The sequence below is a fragment of the Pseudoalteromonas sp. ECSMB14103 genome, assembly GCF_000813065.1.
Classification (GTDB): Bacteria; Pseudomonadota; Gammaproteobacteria; order Enterobacterales; family Alteromonadaceae; genus Pseudoalteromonas; species Pseudoalteromonas marina.
In genome coordinates, this window is the sequence record NZ_JWGY01000002.1 from 358,597 (window position 1) to 376,020 (window position 17,424).

Annotated in this window: 15 protein-coding genes and 1 pseudogene; 8 read left to right on the forward strand and 8 right to left on the reverse strand. The window is 40.3% G+C overall.

The window, feature by feature from the left end:
- Nucleotides 1–141: 141 nt before the first annotated feature.
- The 5 genes from htpX to bioB form a co-directional block, all read right to left on the reverse strand.
- Nucleotides 142–1,005, reverse strand: coding sequence for a protease HtpX (htpX, locus tag RF53_RS06730; protein ID WP_039037051.1), 864 nt, complete (start codon nt 1,003–1,005; stop codon nt 142–144).
- A 140-nt stretch (nt 1,006–1,145) separates the two neighbouring features.
- A complete protein-coding gene (gene bioD, locus RF53_RS06735; protein WP_006792997.1) occupies nt 1,146–1,829 on the reverse strand; it encodes a dethiobiotin synthase in 684 nt (227 codons plus the stop codon).
- A gap of 25 nt (nt 1,830–1,854) precedes the next feature.
- Nucleotides 1,855–2,688 (reverse strand): methyltransferase domain-containing protein, encoded by an 834-nt coding sequence (locus RF53_RS06740; RefSeq protein WP_039037052.1) that lies wholly within the window; start codon nt 2,686–2,688, stop codon nt 1,855–1,857.
- A complete protein-coding gene (locus tag RF53_RS06745) occupies nt 2,685–3,836 on the reverse strand; it encodes an aminotransferase class I/II-fold pyridoxal phosphate-dependent enzyme (RefSeq protein ID WP_039037053.1) in 1,152 nt (383 codons plus the stop codon). Before RF53_RS06745 ends, RF53_RS06740 begins: the two co-directional genes overlap by 4 nt.
- A 13-nt stretch (nt 3,837–3,849) precedes the next feature.
- Complete coding sequence (gene bioB, locus RF53_RS06750) at nt 3,850–4,890, reverse strand: biotin synthase BioB (protein WP_006793000.1); 1,041 nt, start codon at nt 4,888–4,890, stop codon at nt 3,850–3,852.
- A 95-nt stretch (nt 4,891–4,985) separates the two neighbouring features.
- On the opposite strand from bioB, the gene bioA reads away from it, so the two are divergent.
- From bioA to RF53_RS19685, 6 genes and pseudogenes are all read left to right on the forward strand, one after another.
- Entirely contained in the window at nt 4,986–6,293 is a 1,308-nt protein-coding gene (bioA, locus tag RF53_RS06755; protein WP_039037054.1) for an adenosylmethionine--8-amino-7-oxononanoate transaminase, read from the forward strand.
- A 214-nt stretch (nt 6,294–6,507) separates the two neighbouring features.
- Nucleotides 6,508–7,320 carry a hypothetical protein gene (locus RF53_RS06760; protein ID WP_039037055.1) on the forward strand — a complete coding sequence of 271 codons (813 nt, stop codon included), beginning with the start codon at nt 6,508–6,510 and terminating at the stop codon, nt 7,318–7,320.
- The gene (locus RF53_RS06765; RefSeq protein WP_039037056.1) at nt 7,320–8,360 is read left to right on the forward strand and encodes an extracellular solute-binding protein; all 1,041 of its coding nucleotides are present in this window, start codon (nt 7,320–7,322) and stop codon (nt 8,358–8,360) included. The genes RF53_RS06760 and RF53_RS06765 overlap by 1 nt, the downstream gene beginning before the upstream one ends.
- Nucleotides 8,360–9,859 carry an ABC transporter permease gene (locus RF53_RS06770; protein WP_039037057.1) on the forward strand — a complete coding sequence of 500 codons (1,500 nt, stop codon included), beginning with the start codon at nt 8,360–8,362 and terminating at the stop codon, nt 9,857–9,859. The genes RF53_RS06765 and RF53_RS06770 overlap by 1 nt, the downstream gene beginning before the upstream one ends.
- 13 nt (nt 9,860–9,872) lie before the next feature.
- Nucleotides 9,873–10,883, forward strand: a complete 1,011-nt coding sequence (locus tag RF53_RS06775; protein WP_039037058.1) for an ABC transporter ATP-binding protein — start codon at nt 9,873–9,875, stop codon at nt 10,881–10,883.
- Between the two features lie 30 nt (nt 10,884–10,913).
- A pseudogene (locus RF53_RS19685) lies at nt 10,914–11,543 on the forward strand (Vat family streptogramin A O-acetyltransferase).
- A 2-nt stretch (nt 11,544–11,545) separates the two neighbouring features.
- Here the strand turns inward: RF53_RS19685 and RF53_RS06785 are convergent.
- Nucleotides 11,546–11,980: an ATP-binding protein gene (locus tag RF53_RS06785; RefSeq protein WP_008131176.1), complete on the reverse strand. Its 435-nt coding sequence runs from the start codon at nt 11,978–11,980 to the stop codon at nt 11,546–11,548.
- A 297-nt stretch (nt 11,981–12,277) separates the two neighbouring features.
- Here RF53_RS06785 and asnS point away from each other — a divergent pair, with 297 nt between their 5' ends.
- A complete protein-coding gene (asnS, locus tag RF53_RS06790) occupies nt 12,278–13,675 on the forward strand; it encodes an asparagine--tRNA ligase (RefSeq protein ID WP_006793019.1) in 1,398 nt (465 codons plus the stop codon).
- Nucleotides 13,676–13,814: 139 nt separating this feature from the next.
- Here the strand turns inward: asnS and RF53_RS06795 are convergent, their stop codons facing one another.
- Nucleotides 13,815–14,741, reverse strand: coding sequence for an electron transfer flavoprotein subunit alpha/FixB family protein (locus tag RF53_RS06795; RefSeq protein ID WP_039037059.1), 927 nt, complete (start codon nt 14,739–14,741; stop codon nt 13,815–13,817).
- Nucleotides 14,742–15,491 (reverse strand): electron transfer flavoprotein subunit beta/FixA family protein, encoded by a 750-nt coding sequence (locus RF53_RS06800; protein WP_039037060.1) that lies wholly within the window; start codon nt 15,489–15,491, stop codon nt 14,742–14,744.
- Nucleotides 15,492–15,711: 220 nt separating this feature from the next.
- Between RF53_RS06800 and RF53_RS06805 the strand changes: the two genes are divergently transcribed.
- Nucleotides 15,712–17,358, forward strand: coding sequence for an electron transfer flavoprotein-ubiquinone oxidoreductase (locus RF53_RS06805; protein ID WP_039037061.1), 1,647 nt, complete (start codon nt 15,712–15,714; stop codon nt 17,356–17,358).
- Nucleotides 17,359–17,424 lie beyond the last annotated feature (66 nt).

Genomic DNA, 17,424 nt, shown 5'->3' on the forward strand with positions numbered 1-17,424 from the left:
CTTATATTGGAGAACTTATTACAAATAAAAGATGAGTGTTTTTTATACTCCACTTTAAGTTTGCATAAAAGGTACTAAATTGCAAGTATAAACAAAAAACCAGCGGTTAAGCTGGCTTTGTATATGTACTAATTTACGTAATTACTTATGCAGAGCGTCTATACGCGCATCTAGCGGCGGGTGAGATGAGAACAGCTCAGCCATGCTTTTACCACCCGCAATACCAAATGCCATCATTGAACCTTGCAATTGTGAAGGATGGTTTTGCTTTAACCTTTCTAGGGCAGAACGCATTTTATCTGCACCAACTAATTTAGCGGCACCGCTGTCGGCTGCAAATTCACGCTGTCTGCTGTAATGCGCTACAACTATACTTGCCAACACACCAAACAGGACTTGGAATAACATATCGAACAAAATGTAGGTCCAGCTTATTCCGCCCTCTTCTTCATCGCCATTAAGAAAATTATCTACAATATTTGCCAACACTTTTGCAGCAAATATAACAAAGGTATTTACCACACCTTGAATAAGCGTAAGCGTTACCATATCGCCACTAGCAATGTGTGACACCTCATGAGCAAGCACTGCTTCGGCTTGATCTTGGGTCATACTTTGCATTAAGCCTGTACTTACAGCAACTAGTGAATTGTTTTTACTTGGGCCTGTTGCAAAGGCATTCATTTCAGGGCTGTCGTAAATTGCCACTTCAGGCATTGCAATGCCAGCTTTTTTAGCTTGTACTGCCACAGTGTTTACAAGCCATTGTTCGGTTTGGTTACTTGGTTGAGTAATAACCTGCGCACCCGTTGATTTTTTAGCAATCCATTTAGACATATAAAGTGAAATAAACGACCCACCAAAACCAAATACGGCCGCAATAAGTAATATACCACCTAGGCTACGATGGCTTAAGCCTAGCGCGCTCATTATAATTGAAAGCACCACACCTAATACCAACATAACCGCAAGGTTAGTTAATAAAAACAAAAATACACGTTTCATTCGCGTTCTCCAAAAATAACATTCATTGCTGAGCGATTTACTAAAATTTGATCGGCTGTAAGCAACACTATCGCAATGACACACTATGTCATTTCGATAGTGTTATTCTGTGACAAACTATGTCACAGCGCAAGTACTATTTATGGATTTATTGATAAATTTTCAAGAAGTGTTTTATAGATTTGTAATTTTGGTGTTTGTTCGCTGTACGGGCTAATAGCAAGAATGGGAAACGGTAAGCGTGCCTTTAAACTATCAAGGTTTGCTTGGTATTCATCCATGTGTTCATCAACCTGGTTGGCTATCCAACCTATACAGTTAATACCTAAGCTTTGTATGTGTGCTGCGGTTAAAAGTGCATGATTTAAGCAGCCCAACTTCATACCAACCACTAATATAACCGGTAGTTTCTCAGCTTTTACCCAATCGTATAAATACTCGGTATTATTTATTGGCAAAGCCCAACCACCAGCACCTTCTGTAAGCAGGTAGTCAGCGCCTTGCTGTTTTACCGTTTTATAGGCTGCAGTAAGTTTGTTTACATTAATAGTTACACCCGCCTGCTCTGCGGCTATGTGGGGGGCTATGGGTGGTGCAAAAGTAAAGGGATTTACCACGTCATACTTTGCGCTTACTGTTGCACTTTCCATTAGCATAAGTGCATCAGCATTAACAAGTTGGTCAAACGCCATTTCAGACCCAGCAGCTAGTGGTTTATACCCTATTGCCTTTTTTTTATGTTGGGCAAGCAGTTTTAACAATAAACTGGTTACATGTGTTTTTCCCGCATCGGTGTCGGTACCAGTAATAAAAAATTCTTTCATAGCTTTGCCTTGTAACAAACGATGTTTACGCTTTAGTTAATGATAACAATACTACATGATAAGAAACACACGCTTTTTGGTTTATTAACGGATACGCTGCACACGCCGTTTTAAGCGCCGATTTTGTTAATAACCCTGGGCGTGTTTTTCCTGTATTCTGAGTGGTTGCGCCAATTGCTTTTATTGAGCGAATTGCTTGCAGCGGTGTCGAATATTTATCTGTATACATTGTGCTTATAGTGTTTGTAACATTAAAACCAGAGCTTTGGACCGATTGGTTTATATAATCAACCGAATTAAATGTATTAATATGGCTGTGGCTATCTACCGCAGCAAACGCTGTTTTTATTTCGTTTAGTGAGCCTTCAACTACAGTGCTAATAAAAGCTTGCCCGCCCGGTTTTAATACCTCATAAAGTGACTTTAAAAGCACCTTAAAGTTAGCTGACCATTGCACCGCAAAGTTACTAAAAATAATATCTACACTGTTTGATTGTAATGGTAAATTGTCCATATCTGCGCATACTTTGTAATCGCCTTTATTACAACTATTGAGCATATTAAAACTTAAATCCATGGAAAGCACATTACCATAAAGGCTTTTAAGCTGATGGGTGTTTACAAGTGGGCCTGCACCTAAATCAACACACACCTTATTTTTATTACATACTGAAGGCGTTATTAATTTGAACAAATCATCCGCTGCTTTTTTTTGAACATGTGCATGCGTATTGTAATCACCCGCCGCTTTTGAAAAGTTAACCTGTGCTCCTTTTTTAAGTGCTGGGTTAAACCTTTTTAAATGGCACAGTGTTGCGGGCTTTGTAACCGGCTTACTATCAAGTGCATGGGCTATCATAATAGTGCCTCTGCTAAATGTTTAACTAGATAAGTAATATCATCAAGGGTGTGCGCTGCCGTTAACGTCACTCTTAAGCGTGCAGTATTGTACGCAACCGTAGGTGGGCGAATAGCGGTTAGCCAAATTCCTTGCTGCTTGAGTTTATTAGCCGCTTTTAATGTTTGCTCTGCACACCCTAACACAATAGGTTGAATAGCCGTATCGGACTCCATTACCGCTATGTTGTGCTGTTGTGCAAGGTGCTTAAAAGTAGCAATGTTTTTATTTAACATTACTCGTTGCGTGTTAGCTTTTTTAATGTGCTTTAAGCGCACAAATGTATTATCTGCCAATAATGGCGACATAGCCGTTGAGTATGTGTAGTCTCGGTTATATTGCAGCATGTAGTCTATAAATGCGTGTGAACCCAATACACACGCGCCACTACTAGCAACAGCTTTACCAAATGTGATGACGAGTATATCGGGTAAAATATCGCCAATAAGTGTTTCGCAACTACCCAGCCCTGTATTACCTAACGCGCCAAAGCCATGTGCGTCGTCTATCATCAGCCATGCATTGTGTTGTTTTGCAAGGAGCAATAGGTCTTTGATAGGGGCCGTATCGCCATCCATCGAAAAAACACCTTCGCTAATAATTAACTTATTTTGTGCTTTTGACTTTTCGAGCCGAGATCGTAAGTGATTTAAATCGTTGTGGTTAAACCGTATTAAAGCCGCATTTGAATGAAGTGCCCCATCTATTAAGCTAGCGTGGTTTAACTTATCTTGAAAAATAGCGCTGTTTTGCGCTGCTGCTTTATCCTGAAACAACGCTTTAATTACACTGCTATTAGCACTAAACCCAGAATTAAAAAGCAACCCAGCTTGATAACCTAACTGAGTGCATAAGTACTGCTCTAACGCTTGTTGCTGTAATTGATAACCTGTTACTAATGCAGAGCTATGGCTACCTAACGTATTAATATTTTCGTTCTCAATAGTTAAATCACCAAAGCCCAAGTAATCATTACTGGCAAAATTTAGGTAGGTTTTATCATTTACCATAATTGTTCGTGCTGTGGCGCTTTGTACCACGTGGCGTTTGCGTAAAAGCAATTGCTCTGCCCGTTCATTAAGGTGTGTGCTAATAAATTCAAATGGCATGAGTAACGCTTAATTAGGCTTCGTAAAATAATTCAGACGTTGCTTTATCTGCAACTTGTGATGAAAGCGACGCTGCTACAGCTTCATCTGAATAATCTTCACGCGTTTCTGGGTTCATTCCTAGCTTTTTAATTAGGTTCATATCGGCATCCGCTTCTGGGTTTTCTGTGGTAAGCAGCTTGTCACCATAAAATATAGAGTTAGCACCTGCAAAAAAACACATTGATTGCATTTGCTCGTTCATGGCGTTACGCCCTGCCGACAAACGTACATAGCTGTGTGGCATCATTATTCGTGCAGTAGCAATAGTGCGTATAAACTCAAAATGGTCTAAATCGTCAACGTTTTCAAGTGGGGTACCTTTTACTTTAACTAGCATATTAATAGGTACACTTTCTGGCTGTTGTGGCAAGTTAGCCAATTGCATAAGTAACCCATAACGATCGGCTGCTTGCTCGCCCATACCGACAATACCGCCTGAACAGACTTTCATCCCGGCATCGCGTACATGATCTATGGTGTTTAATCGGTCTTCAAAGGTACGGGTTGATATAATTTGCTCGTAGTATTCAGGTGATGTATCTAGATTATGGTTGTAGTAATCTAAACCTGCACTGCTGAGTTCGTGCGCTTTTTCGTTTGTGAGTTTGCCCAGCGTCATGCAGGTTTCAAGGCCAAGCTCTTTTACTTCTTTTACCATTTTCGAAATGTAAGGCATGTCTCTGTCTTTTGGATCTGACCACGCAGCACCCATACAAAAACGTGTTGCGCCTTTTTGTTTAGCTAAACGCGCTTGTTCTACTACTTTTTCTACTTCAATAAGTCGCTCGCGCTCTAGGTCGGTTTTATAGTGCCCTGACTGTGGGCAATACTTGCAATCTTCTGGGCATGCCCCTGTTTTAATTGATAACAGGGTAGAAATTTGCACTTCATTTGGGTTGAAGTTAGCACGGTGAACCGACGCCGCCTTAAAAAGTAAATCGTTAAACGGCATTTCAAATAATGCTTTAACTTCGCTATGGGTCCAATTGTGGCGAACAGGTGCAAGTTCCATAATTCTCTCTTTATTTTTTTCATATCGGTGATGTTGGATTAGTCTAAAACTTCAAGTACCATTGTCAACGAAGCCCACCCAGTTAAAGTTTACATATGTACAATAAACACCCAATTGACTTAAATTTTGATCGTGAACACATTTGGCATCCATACACATCAATGACAAAGCCTATTCCCGTTTACCCTGTAACCCACGCTAAACACAATATAATTTACCTCGAAACAGGCGAGGAACTTATAGATGGCATGGCTTCGTGGTGGAGCGCTATTCATGGTTACAACCACCCTGCTATTAACAAAGCAATGGTTAATCAAATTAATAACATGAGCCACATTATGTTTGGAGGTATCACACATTCAAGTGCAGTTGAGCTGTGTAAAAAACTTGTAGATATCACCCCCCCAAGCTTAACTAAAGTATTTTTAGCTGACAGTGGCTCAGTAAGTGTTGAAGTAGCTATTAAAATGGCTCTGCAATACTGGTTAAGCCAAGGTATTAAAACAAAACAAAAATTAATGACCCCTTATAAGGGTTATCATGGCGATACGTTTGCTGCAATGAGCGTATGCGATCCTGTTAACTCTATGCATAGCCTATATAAGGGCTTTTTACCTGAGCACGTATTTGTACCAGCCCCTACCAGTAAGTTTTCAAGCACTTTTGAGCAAAGTGAAGCGCTTGAACTTGAACAGTATTTTAAAAATAACCACCAACACGTAGCTGCTTTTATTATTGAACCCATAGTACAAAATGCGGGAGGTATGAATTTTTATCATCCCGATTATTTAGCCTGCGTAAGGCAGCTATGCAATCAATACAATGTACTTTTAATTTGCGACGAAATAGCCACAGGCTTTGGCCGTACGGGTAAGTTATTTGCGGTTGAACACGCTAATATCGAACCCGATATTTTATGTATAGGTAAAGCACTTACCGGTGGCTCAATGACTTTATCGGCAACGCTTACGAGCGATAAAATTGCCACAGGCATTAGTGAAGGTGAAGCCGGAGTTTTAATGCACGGACCTACCTTTATGGGTAATCCGCTAGCGTGCGCAGCTGCATGTGCCAGCATAGACTTATTACTAGAGCAAAACTGGCAACAACGCATAGAAGAAATAAATAATCAACTTCAGCAATTACACAAATGTATAGAACTTGAAGACGTAGCTGATGTAAGAGTGCTCGGCGCAATAGGTGTTGTAGAGCTTAATAAAGAGGTTAGTAATATCGATGTTGCGACTATTCAGGCCTTTTTTGTAAAACAAGGTGTATGGATCCGCCCTTTCGGTAAACTAATTTACCTTATGCCACCGTATATAAGTGACGAAAACAGCATTAAAACGCTTTGCGATGCTATTTATAGTGCAATTAAAGGCAAACATTACGCTAAAGCATAGTGATTTTTTAAAGTTTAATAGTGGTATTAATTAGTTAATCGCTTCATTAATTTTAAGCAAAAAGCGAATTTAACTTGATATAGATCATTTGTATTAATTAAATTCGTCCTCATGCCTTCAAATACGTGTTTAGCAGTTTTAGTATATTGCTCTTCGTAATATTTACGGATATGATAATACCTATCATTTACAATTACCTTTTTGGACTTCTTTCATGAACTTATTTTTTAAACCAGCCAAAACATTAGGTGCCTCTTTATTAATAGCGTCTGCGTTTATTGCGCAACCTGTATTTGCTAACGGTCCTATTGGTGAACATGTAAATCATCTTCAAGCTAACCTTAAAAGCTATAACGAAGAAGTTGAGTGGATGGTAGGCAAAGTAGACACGCTTGTTAGCACCTACGAAAATAAAGGCGCTAAGGCCGTAAATACCGACGATTTAATTGAATATTGGGAATCGGTAAAATTTCACAGTGCAATTGAAACTAATTTAGTGCCTGTTTATGCCTCTATTTGGCAGGGTTTGTACGGTGTAAAAATGGCAATTGACGGTGGTAAAGCAGCCGCTGAGGTTCGTGTACAACAAACCGCAATGAATAATGCTTTATGGCAAGGTTTAGGTGCTGTTAAATTAGCGGCTAAATTTCAACAAAAAGGGTTGTTAGAGTCTGTTACAGCTACAGCAAGTAAAGAAATGACACAAAGTGCAACAATAGACGAAATAAAGCACAAACTAGACCGCGTCATCGCAAAACTTGCTGAACGCCTTCAAGACGAAGCCACTGAAATTGTTCACGATACTTACCTACACTTATTCGAAGGCGTTGAAGGAACACTTATCGAGCAAGATGCAAACTTAGTCGAGGCACTTGAAAAAGATTTTAACGTCACGCTTCCAAAAGCAATCGCAGATAACAAAAGTGTTGATGAAGTACGCGATGTAGTTACCAGCATGCAAACAAAATTAGACCGCGCCAAACGTTTAATTGAAAAAGCAGAAAAAAACCGTAAGGACGTTTTTTAGTGGAACGCAGAACCTTTATACAAGGGTTAGCTGCATTAGGGGTAATTGGTTCATTGCCATTACCTCTATCGCAAGCTTTTGCTAATACAGTAACCAACCCCGTCTCGGTTGACGATTTACCTAAGCTTAAAGGTGATTTAACCTTATATTTAGGCCGAGGTGAAGGTGGTTTATACGAAAACGTATTACAAGCTATCCAAAAAAATAACCCTGATTTTAATTTAGCTATTCGCCGCGGACCAACAGCTGCACTTGCCAACACAATTGTTGCAGAAGCCAAAGCGGGTGTTAAACGTGCTGATTTATTTTGGGCTGTGGACTCAGGTGCAATTGGTTTAGTAACCGATGCAGGCCTCGCGAAACCACTGCCAGACGATTTATCGGCTCAACTGCAGCCGCAATTTAAATATAAAGACTGGGCGCCAGTAACGGGACGTATTCGCACATTGCCTTTTAATACGTCGCGTTTAATTAAAGAGCAAATTCCAACCAGCATTATGGAAATTGCTGACAGCGACTTGAGTATTGGTTGGGCCCCTGCTTATGCGTCTTTTCAATCGTTTGTTACAGCAATGCGTATTTTACAAGGCGACGATAAAACGGCTAAATGGCTCAAAAAAGTTAAAAAACGTGCAAAAACATACGCAGGTGAATTAGGCGTTGTAATGGGTGTGGAACGGGGTGAAGTTGATATTGGCTTTGCTAATCATTATTACACTTTACGTTTAAAATCAGGCAAGCCGGATGCAAAACTTGATTTAGCCTTTACCCAAAACGATGCAGGCTGTTTAGTAAACGCCTCGGGTATATTAACGCTTAACAGTGATCCGCTTGCAACTAACTTTATGCGCTATTTACTCAGCAAAGAAGTACAAGGTTATTTATCACGTGAAGCCTACGAAATTCCCCTTGTAAACGGTATTGCTCAGCCTGATGGTTTACCTTCGCTTTCGAGTGTTTCACCACCTAAAATTGATTTAACACAGCTTGCAGATTTGCGACCCACTATTGACTTAATGCGCAGCAACGGCGTTTTATAATGCGATTACCCCCATCTTACCCAATGGCGCTGCTTGCAGCGCTCATTACGCTTACCCCTATTTGTATATTAATGGTGCTTGCTAGTGACTCAAGTTCCTATTTTGATAGCCATAATTTAACCATATTAGGTAATACACTGGCCTTAATGGGCTTAACTGTTTTAGGCTCAATTTTAATCGGCGTACCACTTGCGTTTATGAGCGCCTATGTACACTTACCATTTAAAAAAGCATGGCTTGTATTATTTGCCGCTCCCCTTGCTATACCCAGTTATATTGGTGCGTTTACGCTTTATGCTGCATTTGGCCCTGGGGGTGAAATAAATAATTTACTCGGATTTGAAACACCGTCTATGTATGGGCTATCCGGCGCTGCAATAGTTATGACCCTGTATACATTTCCATTTGTGATGATGACTACCCGATCATCTTTACTCAGTTTAGACCCCAGCATGGTAAACGCAGCTCGCACATTGGGTATGTCGATGACGCAAAGTGTATTCAAAGTTATTCTACCCCGCGTGGTAAATGGCATTGCTGCTGGGTCGTTATTAGTGGCACTTTATACTTTATCTGACTTTGGCACCCCAGCCATGATGAGACTTGATACGTTCACCCGTGTTATTTATGTTGAATACAATGCGTTTGAATTGGGTCGCGCAGCGATGCTGTCGCTTCAATTAATGGTTATTGTAGGTTTTTTATTACTTGTAGAGTCGCAAATAAAAACAGCGAGTGAGCGTCATGGCCGCCCCCTTATTTTATTCCCAAGTAAACTTCAATTGAGTGCGTTATTTGCTCTGTTCGCTCCTGTGCTGTTGCTAGCGATCGGCTTACCCTTGGCAATATTTTTTATATGGCTTGCACGAGATGGCTTAAGTAATTTTGATTTTACCATTGCGTGGCATTCAACCTATGCGTCTGCACTTGCTGCTATTGTTGCAGTAATAGTAGCGGTCCCTGTTGCGCACGCGGCTCTCAGTGGCAAAGCAGGCAGAATTATGGAGCGCGTTACTTACTTTGGCTTTGGTATACCCGGTATTGTAATGGGTACAGCGCTGGTATATGGCGGGTTGCAATTACCTTTTTTGTATCAAACTTTGGGATTACTTATTATTGCCTACATGCTACGTTTTTTGCCTCTCGCGGTCGGTTCAATTCGTACTAGTACCGAACATTTAGACCCTAGCTTGGTAAAATCTGCTCGAGTGCTTGGTGCAAGCCCGCGCGAAGCCTTCACACGTATTACTTTGCCTTTAACCATGCGTGGTATCGTCGCTGGTGGTGCATTGGTGTTTTTAGAGTCAATGCGTGAACTTGAGGCAACTTTATTACTAGGCCCTACTGGGTTTGAAACCCTGTCTACTTATTTATGGCGTGTTTACGAAGCTGGCTATTTTGGCCGTGCCGCTATACCTGGGCTGTTATTAGTGGTGATCTCTGCTTGTGGTTTAGCTATTATGATGTCTGGCGAAAAACGTAATCAGTTTGAACATTAAGGATTTGAAGTAAATGCTATCTGTAAGTCAGTTGTCTATAGATTATGGCAGTAATCGCGTTGTGAGCGATTTGAATTTAACGCTTGGTGAAAACGAAATCCTAATGCTTGTAGGCCCCACCGGTTGCGGTAAAAGTACAATATTACAAGCACTCGCAGGCTTAATACCTATTTCTGAAGGTGAAATAAACGCAGATAAATGGCGTGCAACCCGTAATAAATCAGTGCCTCCTGAGAAGCGCAGTGTAGGTATGGTTTTTCAAGACTTTGCGTTATTTCCGCATTTAACGGTTGAGCAAAATATTTGTTTTAAATTAAAAGATCACAGCGTTGCAGATCAATGGATTAACCTACTTGGTCTTGAAGAGTTTAGAACTAAGAAACCTGCGACCCTGTCTGGCGGTCAAAAGCAACGTGTTGCATTAGCACGTACTCTTGCTCACCAGCCTGACTTTGTATTACTTGATGAGCCGCTGTCGAATCTAGATGCGGCGTTAAAAGACATGCTGCGTTGGGATATCCGAAACGCACTAAAAAATGCAGGTGTACCTGCTATTTGGGTTACCCACGACCAAGAAGAGGCACTATCGGTTGGGGATCGTGTTGGTGTTTTAAAAGGTGGGCAAATACAACAAATTGACACTCCCGAAAAATGCTTTAGTACCCCAGAAAACCGCTTTGTTGCGCGTTTTTTAGGTGAAGCTAGCTTTATAAAAGGCACATTAAATAACGGCCAAGCACTTACCGATATTGGTAATGTGCCCGCGCATGGTGTTGACTGCGCTCAAGGCAATGTTGATGTATTGCTTCGACCCGACGATGTATTATTAGTACAAAGCAGTATAGGTAATAATGGCGAGGTTATTTGGGTACGCTTTGAAGGCGGTAGTCGATTATGCGCTATAAAACTTGCCTGTGGTACAGTAGTCACTAGCCGCGTGAGTCATGAACTGGTTGTACACCCTGGTGACAACGTACATGTTTCGCTAAGTACCTCTCATCCGCTGGCTGCTTTTAAAAACTAGCGCATTAAATATTTTACTTTAGAGGGAACTATGAACGGACCAAATCCAAATAACCCATCTCCAATGCAAGGGTTTCCTCAAGTAGGTTATTTAAAAAATTTTATTACGTCGCCTAATATAGAAGTCGGTGATTATACGTATTACGACGACCCTAATGGGCCTGAACACTTCGAAAAAAACGTACTTTATCATTTCGATTTTATTGGCGACAAACTTATTATTGGGAAGTTTTGCGCCATAGCAAAAGATGTAACTTTTATAATGAATGGGGCTAATCATCAAAGTACTGGTTTTTCTACCTACCCATTTTTTATATTTGGTAACTGATGGGAAAAGTCTGCACCTCAACCAGGTGACTTACCATTCAAAGGAAATACAGAAATTGGCAATGATGTGTGGATTGGCTATAACGCCACTATTATGCCAGGGGTAAAAATAGGAAGTGGCGCTATCATTGCTAGTAAATCGGTAGTGACCAACGATGTACCAGCTTATGCTGTCGTTGGTGGTAATCCAGCAAAAATAATCAAACAGCGTTTTGACGATAAAACGATTAATGCACTGCTATCTATTGCATGGTGGGATTGGAGCAGTGACAAAATCACTGCTCATTTAGATGCTATAACTCAAAATAATTTAGACTTACTGTCTAAACTATAACACTACCATTCAAACATATACGCCATTTTACTAATGGTTTTAAGCGGCACGTTATGCGAATTGCGTTTAGCGTATAAGTGCTGCATAGATTTATCTTTTACTTCACCCACTATCACTTCTTTAACTTGGTAACCTAAGGCAACAGCTGCTTGAGTGTATGCAACAAACTCCCATTTTTTTATATTGGTGTTGTCTACAATCACGAGCGGAATATCTTGTGCGAGCGCTTGAATAAAACGCGCTAAATTTAAATTATGGTATTGCGGTAATTTAAATTTATCAAAATGATATTCGCCCTGCTCATTTAAAAAATAATCGTCTGTTGAGCAAATTAAGTATTGGCTTTCATCTGCAGTCGCTAATTCGTCTGCTAAATTTTGTGCATAATACGACTTACCGCTTCCAGGTAGTCCACGTAAAATAAAAACTTGTTTCATAGCATCCATTTCTAAAGTAATGGTCAGTATTGAGTAATCAAAAAATATATAATGCCACAAAATCGCTAAACTTCAGAGCAGCAAATTACAAACTTAGTCATTTGTGCCTAAAAATCGACTAAAAATAAACCGCATTGATAAAAACTTATAAAGAGTTGCCCGCAATAGTTTTTTTATTTTACTTTACTAGGTAAGATACAGGGTTCTAGTACAGCACCATCTATAAATAAAATATGGTTTATATACTGTACATATTTAAATAAATAAAGTTAGGCAACTTATATCATTGGAGTGAAGATGAGCCATTTAGCGATTTCAGAGCTATTAAAAGGCAATGTTGCGGTAGACAGCCAAGTAACAATTAAAGGCTGGATCCGTACTCGCCGCGATTCAAAAGCAGGAATATCATTTTTAGCCGTTCATGACGGTTCGTGTTTTGATCCTATTCAAGCGGTAGTTCCTAATTCACTAAATAATTATGATGAAGTTACTAGCTTAACAGCCGGTTGTTCTGTATCGGTTACTGGTGTTTTAGTTCAATCTGCGGGTAAAGGCCAATCGTTTGAAATTCAAGCGAATACGGTCACTGTATTAGGTTGGGTAGAAAACCCAGATTCATACCCAATGTCGGCAAAACGCCACAGCATTGAATACTTACGTGAACACGCTCACCTTCGCCCACGTACTAACATGATTGGCGCAGTAACACGTGTACGTAACTGTTTAGCACAAGCCATTCACCGTTTTTATCACGAGCAAGGTTACTACTGGATCAGCACACCTATTATCACAGCAAGTGACTGTGAAGGCGCTGGCGAAATGTTCCGTGTATCTACACTTGATATGCAAAACTTACCGCGTACAGATAAAGGCGATGTTGATTACAGTGAAGACTTTTTTGGAAAAGAAGCATTCTTAACTGTATCTGGCCAGTTAAACGGCGAAACTTACGCGTCTGCAATGTCAAAAATTTATACGTTTGGCCCTACTTTCCGTGCAGAAAACTCAAATACTTCACGTCACTTGGCTGAGTTTTGGATGGTTGAACCTGAAGTAGCGTTTGCAGATTTAGAAGATATTGCAAAGCTTGCTGAAAACATGCTTAAGTACGTATTTAAAGCGGTACTTGAAGAGCGCCGTGACGACATGGAGTTTTTTGCTCAACGTATCGAAAAAACTGCTATTAGCCGTTTAGAAGAATTTGTTGAAAAAGACTTTGCACAAGTTGATTACACAGATGCAGTAGAAATTCTTAAAAACTGCGGTAAGAAATTTGAGTTTGATGTTGAATGGGGTGTAGATCTACAGTCTGAGCACGAACGTTACCTAGCAGAAGAACACTTTAAAGCACCGGTAGTAATTAAAAACTACCCACGTGATATTAAAGCATTTTACATGCGCCAAAACGAAGACGGCAAAACCGTTGCTGCTATGGACGTAGTTGCACCGGGTATTGGTGAAATCATTGGTGGTTCTCAACGTGAAGAGCGACTTGACGTACTTGATGCGCGCCTTGAAGAAATGGGCTTAAACAAAGAAGATTACAGCTGGTACCGCGACCTACGTAAATACGGTAGTGTGCCACATTCAGGCTTTGGTTTAGGTTTTGAACGCTTAGTTGCATATGTAACAGGTATGGGCAATGTACGTGACGTAATCGCCTTCCCTCGAACGAAAGGCAGCGCAACTTACTAAATTAGTATTTAGTAAATTGTTAAAAATTAAAAACCAGCCAATTGGCTGGTTTTTTTATGGCTAAAATTTAACGTATAAAAAAAGCCGCAGCACCCATCAAGCACCACGACTTTCAACCAGAATAAGTTTTAATAAATGGTTATAGTGCGCTTTCTAATTGCGGTAACACATCAAATAAATCGGCTACGAGTCCGTAATCTGCAACCTGAAAAATAGGTGCTTCGGGGTCTTTATTAATTGCAACAATCACTTTTGAGTCTTTCATACCCGCTAAGTGTTGAATGGCTCCGCTAATACCCACTGCGATGTATAAGTTAGGCGCTACAATTTTACCTGTTTGTCCTACTTGCATATCATTAGGTACAAAGCCTGCGTCTACCGCAGCGCGCGATGCACCAATTGCGGCACCTAGTTTATCGGCAACGCCATTTAATAACGCAAAATTTTCGCCATTTTGCATACCACGACCACCAGATATAACCACCTCAGCAGCGGTAAGCTCTGGGCGCTCTGACTCAGTTTGCTCAACGCTTACAAACGTACTTAACTGTGAGTCCGATACTGTATCTAAAGTATTAATGCTTACAGCGGCTTGCTCGCCTTGTAAATCAAAACTACTTGCGCGTACGGTAATCACCTTTTTAGCATCAAGTGATTTAACAGTCGCAATAGCGTTACCGGCATAAATTGGGCGTTTAAACGTATCAGCATCTATTACATCAATAATTTCAGATATTTGTGCTACATCTAAAAGGGCAGCAACACGTGGCATAAAATTTTTGCCTGTGGTAGTTGCACTTGCCACAATATGACTGTAGTTGTCAGTTAACGACATAACTAAATCGGTCATGCTTTCTGCTAGTTGGTGTGCATAAGCTGCATTATCTGCAACAAGCACACTCGCAACGCCTTCTATACTTGAAATAGTCTCGCTCATATTGGCGATGTTTTCACCGGCCACTAATACATCAACAGGAAAACCCATTTGAATAGCCGCATTAATTGTTTTTGAGGTTTCTGGTTTTAAGGCACCGTTGTCGTGCTCTGCAATTACAAGTGTTTTCATTTAAATCACCTTTGCCTCTGTTTTTAATTTTTCTACAAGTTGTGCAACGTCTTCTACAATAATGCCACCACTACGTTTAGCCGGTTCTTCTACGCTAACAAGCTGAATACGAGGTGTTAAATCTACACCTAAAGAGTCTGCAGCTATTACATCAAGCGGCTTGCGTTTTGCTTTCATTATATTGGGTAGTGATGCATAACGTGGTTCGTTCAAACGTAAATCTGTAGTGATAATGGCTGGCAATGAAAGCGCGACCGTTTGCAAACCGCCGTCTACTTCACGCGTAACGTTTACTTTTCCATCAGCGACGACCACTTTAGACGCAAACGTACCTTGCCCACGATTAGTTAATGCTGCAAGCATTTGACCCGTTTGGTTATTGTCTGAATCAATCGACTGCTTTCCTAAAATAACAAGTTCTGGCGCTTCTTGCTGTACAATTTTTGCGAGTAATTTTGCAATGTGTAATGACTCTAATTTTTCATCGGTTTCGATGTGGATTGCTTTATCTGCACCCAGTGCAAGCGCTGTGCGTAATTGTTCTTGCGATGTTTTAGCGCCAATAGTAACAGCTACAACTTCAGTGGCTGTACCGGCTTCTTTTAAGCGAATAGCTTCTTCAATTGCAATTTCACAAAATGGGTTCATCGCCATTTTAACGTTCGTTAAATCTACATCGCTGTTGTCACTTTTGACACGCGCTTTTACGTTGTAATCTATAACGCGTTTTATTGGTACAAGAACTTTCATAGGAACTCCATAATTATTTAAACCTACAACCTAACGTGTACGTCAACCTATTTATTTTATGAAATCAGACTACTTCCTGTTGACGTAAACGTCAACCTAAAATAACCTTTAACTATTCACAGCCTGTAACGAAAAATTGGCATTGTAGTAAATAGGCTGAATACCTTATTCAAATACTGAGGCAGTATTGAGTGAGTCCGTCATAAATAAAGAGGTTATTATGGTCGAACGTGAAACCATGGAATTTGATGTAGTTGTTGTAGGCGCTGGACCTGCGGGACTTGCTAGTGCAATAAAACTCGCACAACTTGCACAAGAAAAACAACAAGAGTGCATGATTTGTGTTGTAGAAAAAGGCTCAGAAGTTGGCGCGCATGTTCTATCGGGCGCTGTATTTGAAACAAAAGCGTTAGATGAATTACTACCAAATTGGCAAGAGCAAGGTGCGCCAGTAACTACGAAAGTTACAAAGGATGAAATTTATTGGTTTAATAACGAAGAAAAAGCAACATCAATCCCCCACTTTGCTACGCCTAAAACATTTCATAATAATGGTAACTACATTGTTTCAATGGGTAACGTATGCCGCTGGCTAGCAGAGCAAGCTGAAAGTTTAGGCGTAGAAATATTTCCAGGCTTTAGCGCACATTCACTTATTATTGAAGACGACGCAGTAAAAGGTATTGTTACGGGTGACATGGGCGTTGATAAAGATGGTAATGAAAAAGATGGCTACATGCCAGGCATGGAGCTAAGAGCTAAATATACTATTTTTGCTGAGGGCTGCCGGGGCCATTTAGGCAAACAACTTATAAACCAGTTTGCACTTGATGCTGACTCATCGCCTCAACATTATGGCTTAGGCTTTAAAGAAATATGGCAAGTAGATGAGTCTAAGCATCAACAAGGTAAAGTAGTTCATGGCACAGGTTGGCCGTTAAGTGGTGATACGAGCGGTGGTGCATTTATGTATCATAGCGAAAATAATCAGGTCGTTGTTGGCTTAATTGTTGATTTAAATTACACAAACCCGCATTTAAGCCCGTTTGATGAATTCCAGCGAATGAAACATCATCCTGTTTTTAAACACGTACTTGAAGGCGGTGAGCGTATTGCGTATGGCGCGCGTGCTATTGCAAAAGGTGGATTACACTCTTTACCTAAAATGCATTTTCCTGGCGGATTATTAGTAGGCTGTGATGCAGGCACATTAAATTTTGCAAAAATTAAGGGAAATCACACAGCAATGAAATCGGGCATGATAGCCGCTGAAGTCATTTTTGAAGCATTAGAAAATGAACAAGCTAATACTGATTTAGTAAATTACCACACGCAGTTTGAACAATCTTGGGCTTATAAAGAGCTTTATCAATCTCGTAATTTTGGTCCGGTTATGCATAAGCTAGGTAAATTTTTAGGGGGTGCATATAACACGCTCGATCAAAATGTATTCAACGGTGCTTTACCATTTACCTTTAAAGATGATGTACCAGATTACTCTACGCTGGTTGATGCTAACATTGCTGAAAAAATAGCTTACCCTAAGCCTGATGGTTCACTTAGTTTTGATAAACTTTCAAGTGTGTTTTTATCAAACACTAACCATGAAGAGTCTCAACCTTGTCACCTAAAACTTAAAAACACAGCAATACCAATAAAAGTTAATCTTGTGAAATTTGATGAACCTGCGCAGCGCTATTGCCCAGCAGGTGTTTATGAGGTGCAAGAAATAGAAGGTAACAACGAGTTTGTAATAAATGCACAAAACTGTGTTCACTGTAAAACCTGTGACATTAAAGATCCGAGCCAAAACATCACGTGGGTTACCCCAGAGGGCGCTGGCGGCCCTAATTACCCCAATATGTAATATCTTTTACATATAAATTATAAACATATCCTAAATTGCAGGGGCTTCGGCCCCTTTTTTGCGCTA